This window comes from Enterobacter soli ATCC BAA-2102, from assembly GCF_001654845.1.
GTDB classification, from domain to species: Bacteria; Pseudomonadota; Gammaproteobacteria; order Enterobacterales; family Enterobacteriaceae; genus Enterobacter; species Enterobacter soli.
The window spans coordinates 49719-58937 of the sequence record NZ_LXES01000037.1; the positions used below are offsets into that span (position 1 = coordinate 49719).

At 54.5% G+C, this 9219-nt stretch carries 6 protein-coding genes; 2 read left to right on the forward strand and 4 right to left on the reverse strand.

All coding sequences use genetic code 11. The annotated features are described in order from the left end of the window. Positions 1-129: 129 nt before the first annotated feature. On the forward strand, positions 130-1725 hold the full coding sequence (locus M987_RS12545) for an ABC-F family ATPase (RefSeq protein ID WP_014069473.1): 1596 nt from the start codon (positions 130-132) through the stop codon (positions 1723-1725). Positions 1726-1815: 90 nt separating this feature from the next. Here the strand turns inward: M987_RS12545 and M987_RS12550 are convergent, their stop codons facing one another. After that, positions 1816-4179, reverse strand: a complete 2364-nt coding sequence (locus M987_RS12550; RefSeq protein ID WP_014069474.1) for a glycoside hydrolase family 31 protein — start codon at positions 4177-4179, stop codon at positions 1816-1818. A 17-nt stretch (positions 4180-4196) separates the two neighbouring features. Continuing rightward, the gene (locus M987_RS12555; protein WP_014069475.1) at positions 4197-5498 is read right to left on the reverse strand and encodes an MFS transporter; all 1302 of its coding nucleotides are present in this window, start codon (positions 5496-5498) and stop codon (positions 4197-4199) included. Positions 5499-5788: 290 nt separating this feature from the next. Between M987_RS12555 and M987_RS12560 the strand changes: the two genes are divergently transcribed. Beyond that, entirely contained in the window at positions 5789-6862 is a 1074-nt protein-coding gene (locus M987_RS12560; RefSeq protein WP_014069476.1) for a LacI family DNA-binding transcriptional regulator, read from the forward strand. Here the strand turns inward: M987_RS12560 and M987_RS12565 are convergent. Beyond that, positions 6859-8121, reverse strand: coding sequence for a DUF1479 domain-containing protein (locus M987_RS12565; protein WP_014069477.1), 1263 nt, complete (start codon positions 8119-8121; stop codon positions 6859-6861). The two genes, M987_RS12560 and M987_RS12565, sit on opposite strands and share 4 nt — an antisense overlap. A gap of 148 nt (positions 8122-8269) precedes the next feature. Beyond that, positions 8270-9085 carry a Cof-type HAD-IIB family hydrolase gene (locus tag M987_RS12570; protein WP_014069478.1) on the reverse strand — a complete coding sequence of 272 codons (816 nt, stop codon included), beginning with the start codon at positions 9083-9085 and terminating at the stop codon, positions 8270-8272. Positions 9086-9219 lie beyond the last annotated feature (134 nt).

A 9219-nucleotide genomic window follows, 5' to 3' on the forward strand; every position in this document is an offset into this window, starting at 1 on the left:
AATTCAGATGTGTACGAAATCACACTTTTTTCGATTTTGTTAAAGTTTAGTGGAAAGCTGCAACACGGGATCTCAATTCGGAATTGTGGCATAATGCCGTGTTTATCACACTTTTCGCAGGAATCTCCCGTGTTAGTTACCAGCAACGTCACTATGCAGTTTGGCAGTAAGCCGCTGTTCGAAAACATTTCCGTCAAATTTGGCGGCGGCAACCGTTACGGCCTGATTGGTGCCAACGGTAGCGGAAAATCCACCTTTATGAAGATCCTCGGCAGCGATTTAGAGCCGACGCTTGGCAACGTATCGCTCGATCCGAACGAGCGTATCGGTAAGCTGCGTCAGGATCAGTTCGCCTTCGAAGAGTTCACCGTGCTTGACACCGTGATCATGGGGCACGCGGAGCTGTGGGAAGTGAAACAGGAGCGCGACCGTATTTATGCGCTGGCTGAGATGAGCGAAGAAGACGGCTACAAAGTGGCTGACCTCGAAGTGCTGTACGGTGAGATGGACGGTTACTCTGCTGAATCCCGCGCGGGTGAACTGCTGCTGGGCGTTGGTATTCCTGTTGAACAGCATTACGGCCCGATGAGCGAAGTTGCGCCAGGCTGGAAGCTGCGTGTGCTTCTGGCGCAGGCCCTGTTCTCTAATCCGGATATCCTGCTGCTCGACGAACCAACGAACAACCTGGACATCGACACCATCCGCTGGCTGGAGCAGACGCTGAACGATCGCGACAGCACCATGATCATCATCTCGCACGACCGTCACTTCCTGAACATGGTCTGTACGCATATGGCGGATCTGGACTACGGCGAGCTGCGCGTTTACCCGGGCAACTACGACGAATACATGACCGCGGCAACCCAGGCACGTGAACGTCTGCTGGCCGATAACGCCAAGAAAAAAGCCCAGATTGCGGACCTGCAGTCCTTTGTCAGCCGCTTCAGCGCCAACGCCTCTAAATCGCGTCAGGCAACCTCTCGCGCTCGTCAGATTGATAAGATCAAGCTCGACGAAGTGAAAGCCTCCAGCCGTCAGAACCCGTTCATTCGCTTCGAGCAGGACAAGAAGCTGTTCCGTAACGCACTGGAAGTAGAAGCACTCTCTAAAGGCTTCGAAAATGGTCCGCTGTTTAAAAACTTCAACCTGCTGCTGGAAGTGGGCGAGAAGATCGCTATTCTGGGTGCCAACGGCGTGGGTAAATCCACCATGCTGAAAACCCTGGTCGGTGAATTGCAGCCGGATAACGGCACGGTGAAGTGGTCTGAAAACGCGCAGATTGGCTACTACGCGCAGGATCACGAATACGAGTTTGAAAACGACCTGACGGTATTTGACTGGATGAGCCAGTGGAAACAGGAAGGCGATGACGAGCAGGCGGTGCGCAGTATTCTGGGTCGTCTGCTGTTCAGCCAGGACGACATCAAGAAGCCTGCTAAAGTGCTCTCCGGTGGTGAGAAGGGCCGTATGCTGTTCGGCAAGCTGATGATGGAAAAACCGAATATCCTGGTGATGGATGAACCTACTAACCACCTGGATATGGAATCTATCGAATCGCTGAACATGGCGCTGGAGATGTATCAGGGTACGCTGATCTTCGTTTCCCACGACCGTGAGTTCGTGAGCTCGTTGGCTACCCGCGTGATTGAGATTACGCCAGAGCGCGTGGTGGACTTCACCGGTAACTACGAAGATTATCTGCGTAGCAAAGGTATCGATAATTAAAAAAAGCCGGGTGGCGGCTTTGCCTTACCCGGCCTACGTTCTATTCCCTCTCCCCGTGGGAGAGGGTTAGGGTGAGGGCATCAGACCGCACTACACCACCCACTCGCTCCCTTCAACCCCGTTCACCAGCAGCGTACGTTTTTCCCCCACCGGTAATGACACCTTCAGCGCTTTCCATGCCGGACGATAATCCCCACTCGCATTGACCTTCAGGTTAATGGTTGCGCCATCGCAAATCATTTCCCACTCAACCCACAGCGCATTACCTTTCTGGTAGCCCCAGGACTCGCCGTCATCTTCAAACAGCAGGCCGCTTGTTGTGCCCACGCCTTTCACCGGGAACAGTTTCAGCTCGCGGGTATCGTCCTTTTCGGCGCTCACATGGGTAATACGTTCGCTAAGTGGCAGACCTGCGCCGGCGCGTACCAGCAGCGGCAGTTTTTCCAGCGGCGCATCGCGGGTGATCCACTGGCCGCCAGAGAACCACTCGTGGGTGTAAAAATCATACCAGCCGGTTTCGTTATCCGGCAGCCAGACGCGACGTTCACGCTGCCCGGCTTCGACCACGCTTGCCACCAGCACGTCGCGGCCCAGCAGGAAGTCATCGCACTCTTCAAAGGTCTGAACATCATGTTCATGATCGAGGAAGGTCGGGCGCAACATCGGTTCATCGTCCGCATGTGCCTGCCAGAGCAGGGTATAAAGGTAAGGCAGCAGGCGATAACGCAGTTCAATGGCGCTACGAATTGCTGGCGTCACACCCGGATACATCCACGGCTCGTTCACCGTGTGATCGTCATTCCATGAGTGAATGGTAAAACGGGGATGCATCACACCGTTTTGTACCCAGCGGACAAACAGCTCGGCGTCGGGTTTATCGCCGGAGAAACCGCCGACATCGTGGCCCACATTAAACAACCCGGACAAGCTCATCCCCAGCCCCATACGGGTGTTAAAGCGCAGCGTGTCCCAGTTGGTGCGGTTATCACCACTCCAGGTCTGGACATAGCGCTGCATCCCGGCACAGCCGGAGCGGGAGATCAGATACGGGCGTTTTTCCGGGGCAAAGCGCTGCTGCGCTTCCAGCGAGGCACGCATCATCAGCAGTGGCATCACCGGGCGAATATGCTTGATGGCGATTTCCTGCCCAAAACCGTGACAACGCGCTTCGCCATCCCACACTTCAAACTCGTTATTGTCGTTCCAGGTGGAGTCAATCCCCATTTCCAGTAACTGTGTGGTGACGCCTTCCTGCCACCACTGAATGGTCTGTGGATTTGTGAAGTCCAGATTAGATCCTTCATCATCCCAGAAACTAGAACGTTCTGGCGCATCCGTTTCTGAATCGCGGATGAACAATCCTTTTTCTGCCACTTCGTTATAGCGCGGGTGATCCTGCAACAGGCACGGTTTAATGTTCGCGGCGAGCTTCAGCCCTGCATCGTGGAACGCCTGGCTCATCACCTTCGGCTGCGGCACCTTGTCGTAGTTCCAGTTAAAGACATAACGCTTGCCGTTGATGGAGGTATAACCCGACGACAGCTGGAACGAATCGCACGGGATGGCGTGTTCTTCGCACAGGCGGATAAAGTTCATCAGCTGGTTTTGCGCGTCCGGTGCATCGGTGTAATGCATGGTCGAACCGCTGTAACCCAGGCTCCATTTCGGCCCAAACAGCGTTTTCCCGGTCAGACGTACGAAGGCTTTGGTGACATCCAGGACCTTTTTGCCGGTAAAGATGTAGTAATCGATATCGCCTGCTTCCGCCTGCCAGCGGCGATAGGCGGTGTGGTAGTTGTCGATTTCGTTACCCAGATCCAGCCAGCAGCTGCTCAGGTTGTCATAAAACAGACCGTAGCTCACGTCATCACGACGGGCGATGGTGAACGGAATATGTTTGTAGAGCGGGTCGGTACTGACCGCGTTATAGCCCATGGCGTCAAGGTTACGCATCTCATAGCGCTTGCCGTTACGCTGCAAATCACCCGCTTTTTCACCCAGACCGTAGAAACGTTCGTCTTTACGACGGCTCAGATAATGCGCCACGCCGTCGCCGTGGGCGTTCAGCAGATAGGCGCTGGTCGGGCGGTCATTCACCAGCGGCTGCCACTCGCCCGCGTCATTCCGGTAATGCCACTCGAGCCACAGCGGCTGATGCACCGTCACCCGCAACTGTTCAGTGGCGACCGTCAGGGTATCGCCCAGTTGCGTCAGCGTCCAGGTAGGGCAGGAGAACCCGCTCAGATCGTCGCGGCGACGGCCTTCCCACGGTACATCTTTCTCTGGCGCGATGCTCCAGGTGCGGTCAAGCGCCAGCTCGTTTTTGCGTTTAATCAGCACGCGGAACAGGTTCTTTTCCAGCACATAAAGGCACAGGCGGTGCTGATTATCGACCACCAGTTCCAGATGGTTCGCCGACTGCTTATCTACGGTCCAGCTTTTCAGGGTTTTCATATGCAATACATCCACTATCAGGCGCGTTTAGCGCGACGTTCAGCAATAAATGCCACCAGGAAAACAGCGCCAATCAGGTCAAAGAAGCCCATGGCAATGAACAGCGGGTTAAAGCCGATTTTGTCGGCGGTAACACCAATCAAAAGAGAGAACAAGAAACTGGCGATCCACGCTGCCGAGCCGCGCATCCCGTTGACAGTGGCCATCTGGCCCTTATCAAACGACTCCACCACCAGGGCGCTTAACATGCAGGAGATAATCTGATGCCCAAAACCGCCGATGGAGATCAGCACAATGGTGATATACGGGTCGCGGGTGATAGCGACGATGCCTAATGAGATCATCAGGAACGCGCCGGTGACGGAGCTGGCCACCACTGAGTTCACGCGAGAGCAGCCGAACAGCCGGGTATACAGACGCGTGAGATAACCACTGGCCACGCTGCCGAGATCTGCGGCAAGGAACGGCAGCCAGGCGAACATCGCAATCTGCTTCAGATCCATACCGTGCTCTTTGGCAAGGTACAGCGGCACCCAGAAACTCAGCACCGCCCAGGCGGGTTCAGCCATAAATGCCGGAATAGCGATACCGTAAAAGCGTTTGTTTTTAGAGACGGTTTTAAGCGCGGTCAGGAACGGCAGTTTCACCGCAGGTGGTTCGTTATCCTGCTTGATAAATGCCAGCTCATCTTTGCTCAGATTCGGGTGTTGTTCCGGATTGTGGTAGAACGCCCACCAGAGGATCACCCACAGCAGCGCCAGCACGCCGGTGAACATAAATGCACCCTGCCAGCCGAAAGAGGCGTGAGCAAAGTAGATAATCGGCGGTGCCAGCATCGCACCAATCGAAAAGCCGACACCTGCCCAACCGGCGGCCACAGGGCGTTCAGATTTCGGGAACCATTCGCCGATGGTTTTGGCGTTAGCCGGGGTGGCAGCCGCTTCCGAGGCGCCCATAAAGAAGCGCAGGATCGCAAGATGCAGCCAGCTTCCGGCTCCCGCATGGAAAATACACATCAGCGCCCAGAGACCCGCGCAGACCATAAAGCCAATCTTCAGGCCGATGACATCAATCAGCCAGCCACACAGCGGCTGGAAAATGGTGTAGGCAATCTGGAACGCGCCGACTATCCAGGAGTATTGCTCGGTGGTGATGCCCAGGCTCTCTTTCAGCTCGGGTGCAAGAATTCCCAGTGAGTTACGGGTGATGTAGTTGACGGTGACGCCAAGTAAAAACAGGACCAGTACATACCAGCGCAGGTTTTTAATGACCCGGCGGGTTTTACTTGCCGTTGCAGTGTTATTGATATCCTGACTCATTTCTCTCTCCACAAGAGGGACGGTAGGGGGCAGACGTTTCGGATGTCACACACATTTTTATATGGCTTTGATAGTTATCCGTTTTGCTGATAAAAGTTGCTATACAACTAGTATGGAAGCTGTGTGACAAATTCACATTAAGGGAGAAAATGGGCAGGCAATAGCGGATTTTGTGCAAGCTTTCTCATAACTGGCCGCAATCATTTGGCATCATTGCGACTAACGCACTGTTTACCTGACATTCACGTTATGAAAATTTTTTCATTTCGCAAATGGAGCAAGATCACAAAATGGATAAAAGGCTAAAAATCGCTGAAATTGCCGCCCGCACGCAGCTTTCCATTAGCACGGTTTCGCGGGTGCTGGCAGGCAAGGCGAACACCAGTGAAAAAGCGCGCAGCAAAGTGCTGGAATGCGCGCGGGAGCTGGGCGTGATGGACGGTATGGCCGCGGGCAGGCTGCTGCTGAATAGCCTGATGGTCTTTGCGCCGCAGCGGGCATTTGATGAGCGGTCCGACATCTTTTACTACCGGGTGATCCAGAGTGTGAGTAAAGGGCTGGCGTCTCATGAGGTCCGGCTGCGTTATTGCGCGCTGGAAGAGAACGACAGCGATGCCCAGCTCTTTCTGGCGCGAATGAATGAAGCCGATACGCAGGCCGCGATTTTACTGGGGATAGACGACCCGCATATCCACGATCTCGCGGTGGATGTTGGCAAACCCTGTATGCTGATCAACTGCCGCGATCGCCTGATGCGCCTGCCCGCCGTAGCCCCTGACCACCGGGCCATTGGTGAACGCGCGGCTGAGTATCTGTTTGAAATGGGGCACCGTGAGGTGATGACCGTACTGTGCCTGCGCCGTTACACCATGGAGCTGCGTCTGGCGGGCATTCGTGAAGCGTGGCAATACCATAATCTGAAATTTACGGACAAGCGCGACCTGCTGGTGGTGCCAAGCTTTAGCGCGAAAGAGACCGAACAGCTGGTCAGTGAATGGCTTCGTCAGCGAGAGGGGAAAGACCTACCCACGGCGTTTTTAGTTGGCGGTGATTTTATGGCTGCGGGAACCATAAGCGCCTTGAAAAAGCATGGGCTGCGCGTGCCGCAGGATGTGTCGGTGATGAGTATTGATGGTTTTAACCTGGCGGCCATCCAGGATGTGCCGCTAACAGCGATACACGTACCGCGCGATGAACTCGGGACAGAAGCAGTGCATATGCTTCAGCAACGGCTGATGCGCCCGACGGCGCCGGTAGGCACGTTATTGCTGAACGGGACGCTGACGATTCGGGAATCAGTACGGCGGATACGTCAGGGGAAACGACGCACCGCCGTTGAGCGGGAAGGGTTATATGACAGTTAGACCATGCCCAGCGCGCGCTTACCGTGGATATTCAGGTCATTCACGGTAAAGCGATCCTGCCAGGTTGTTTCATAATCTTCACGCGGGAAATCGCCCGGAGATGCGCCGGTTTCCAGTGCCACTTTCACCTTTTTCGCATAGGCGAGGTTTTTCTCGCACATCGGCGCGGCAGGGATATACATCACGTTACCCCAGCCTTGTTGTTCCTCAACCGGGGCGACAGAGTGGATCACATCGCAGTGCCACCAGACGGAATCCCCCGCTTCCAGCGCCGGAATGCTGGTTAACGCTTCGATGAGCAGCGGATGCCATTTTTCAGAAATCGGCAGTACGCGACCTGGCGCCACGCCACAAAGCTCATCTTCCGGTACATCGTCCAGCAGTGGGCGCAGCAGAATGTAAGCCATCGCTTCCGGGATAGGCACTACGTGCAGCAGGCCCTGACCCGGGATCATATCCGAAAGCGCCGTCCACCCCTGGAAGGTGCGGAATACAGAACACTTCGTGGTGTTATCCACGGTGTACTCTTCCACTTCGGTACGGTGCGCGGCATTCCACGGATCGTATTTCTCCACATTGCCGTCAAACACGCGAGCAAACACCTGCTGATAAGCTGGCAGCAGCCAGCGCTCCAGCGCGCCGGAATCAGTATGCGCCCCCAGGCCTTTGGAGGTGGTTCCCGGCGGACGACGGCGAATACGGTCAGGATAAATGACGCTCACATCCGGGTTGAACCACTGTTTGCCGTTGCTCTCGAATGTCCATAAACGGTTCAGGAATGATTGTACCTGCGCCATCTCTTCGCTCTGGCGGGCCTGCATCTGCGCCTGCGACCAGTAGATCGGGTAAATCTCCGGGCGGGAAGCCGTTAAGGTGCCAAAGAAGTTATCGCCCGGGCCTTTATACACATCATCGAACTGATTGAGATCGAGGTAGTCGAGCATCGAGTTATCCCATGCCAGCGCCTGCTCGCGAGGGAAGTGACCTTTGATCACCGCACAGCCACGGCGTTTTACTGCGTCCCGCTGTGCATCCGTGATTTGACCGTTTTTGACATCCGCAAACGGGATCACCGGCCAGACGGACTCGCCCTTATTTTTCAGCGCGTTAATCTCTGCCACACGGGTGGCGATTTTATCACTGAGTTTGTCGAACACCGCCTGAACGTCACCGATCTGCGCACGTAACTCGCGTTTCATCTGACGGATTGCTGCTTTGTGGTCCGCAGGCAAAATTTCACTGGTAAACGTCAACGTCATAACTGCCTCGCATCTTTCATTCGAAAGTAAAAGTATCTACAAGTGATACTTTAAGTTAAAAATAAGTTAATGCAAGTTTAAAAACTTGACGTGCAGCACAGGATGAAAAAAGAGTGAGGTGCCGGGGCAGTACCCCGGCGGGAGGCAATCAGAGGTCGAACGGGGAATGCGTGTCGAGCACGGCCTGGATGACATTCAGCGCGCCCTGGTGGTTGTTATCGTCGGTACTATAGCGGCTGATGTCTTTAATGCTTTGTGCGGCGTTGCCCATCGCAAACGAGAATTTCACCAGCTTCAGCATTTCTGCATCGTTGCCGCTGTCGCCGATGGCCACGCACTCCTGCGGGGAGATTTTCCAGCGTTTCAGCAGTCGGCTAATGCCGTTGGCTTTGTGCAGGCCCGGGATAATCAAATCAACAAAGCCGAAGCCGCTGGTGACAGGTTTCATAATACCGTCCAGCGAGACATGCAGTTTGTCGATAAGGTTCGGGATATCACTGTCCGGCAGGTTCAGGGAGAACTTAAACAGAATGTCGTCGATTTCGCGGTAATCGCTGATGCGTTTTAAGCGGTGATAGTGCTTTGACATCAGTTTCACGAATTCCTCGGGGGCCTGATCGCTGACATAAGCACTTTCGAGCCCGCAGGCCACGAAATTCAGCCCCTTGTCTTTTAGCAGCTCGCCAACGACGATTTGCGACTCATGGCGGGTCAGCTCACCGTGGAAAATCTGTTCGCCATGATCGAAAACCAGAGCGCCGTTTTCCGCTACGAAGGAGATCTGCTCTTTCAGCTCCGGGAAGAAGGAGATGAGCTGGTAATACTGGTTGCCGCTGGCGACAACGAATTCAATATTACGGGCTTTAAGCTGCTCAAACTGTGCCTGAAAGCGGTCTCTGTCGTACTGCTTGGCATCATCAAGGAAAGTTCCGTCCATATCGGTGACGATAACTTTAACGGTCATACTGTGCTCCTGGGTCACTGCGTTTGAAACATTCTAATAACAAGGTGACGGGGAGCACAAATTTAATTTCATTCGAAAGTAAAAGCAAAACGGCAACCGAGGTTGTAATGCCTGTCAGTGAAGCACGGTGGAGT

Excerpts from the sequence above, each read along its gene's own strand:
- M987_RS12550 (WP_014069474.1), bottom strand. The coding sequence starts at position 4,179 with ATGAAAACCCTGAAAAGCTGGACCGTAGATAAGCAGTCGGCGAACCAT.
- M987_RS12565 (WP_014069477.1), bottom strand. The coding sequence starts at position 8,121 with ATGACGTTGACGTTTACCAGTGAAATTTTGCCTGCGGACCACAAAGCA.
- M987_RS12555 (WP_014069475.1), bottom strand. The coding sequence starts at position 5,498 with ATGAGTCAGGATATCAATAACACTGCAACGGCAAGTAAAACCCGCCGG.
- M987_RS12560 (WP_014069476.1), top strand. The coding sequence starts at position 5,789 with ATGGATAAAAGGCTAAAAATCGCTGAAATTGCCGCCCGCACGCAGCTT.
- M987_RS12570 (WP_014069478.1), bottom strand. The coding sequence starts at position 9,085 with ATGACCGTTAAAGTTATCGTCACCGATATGGACGGAACTTTCCTTGAT.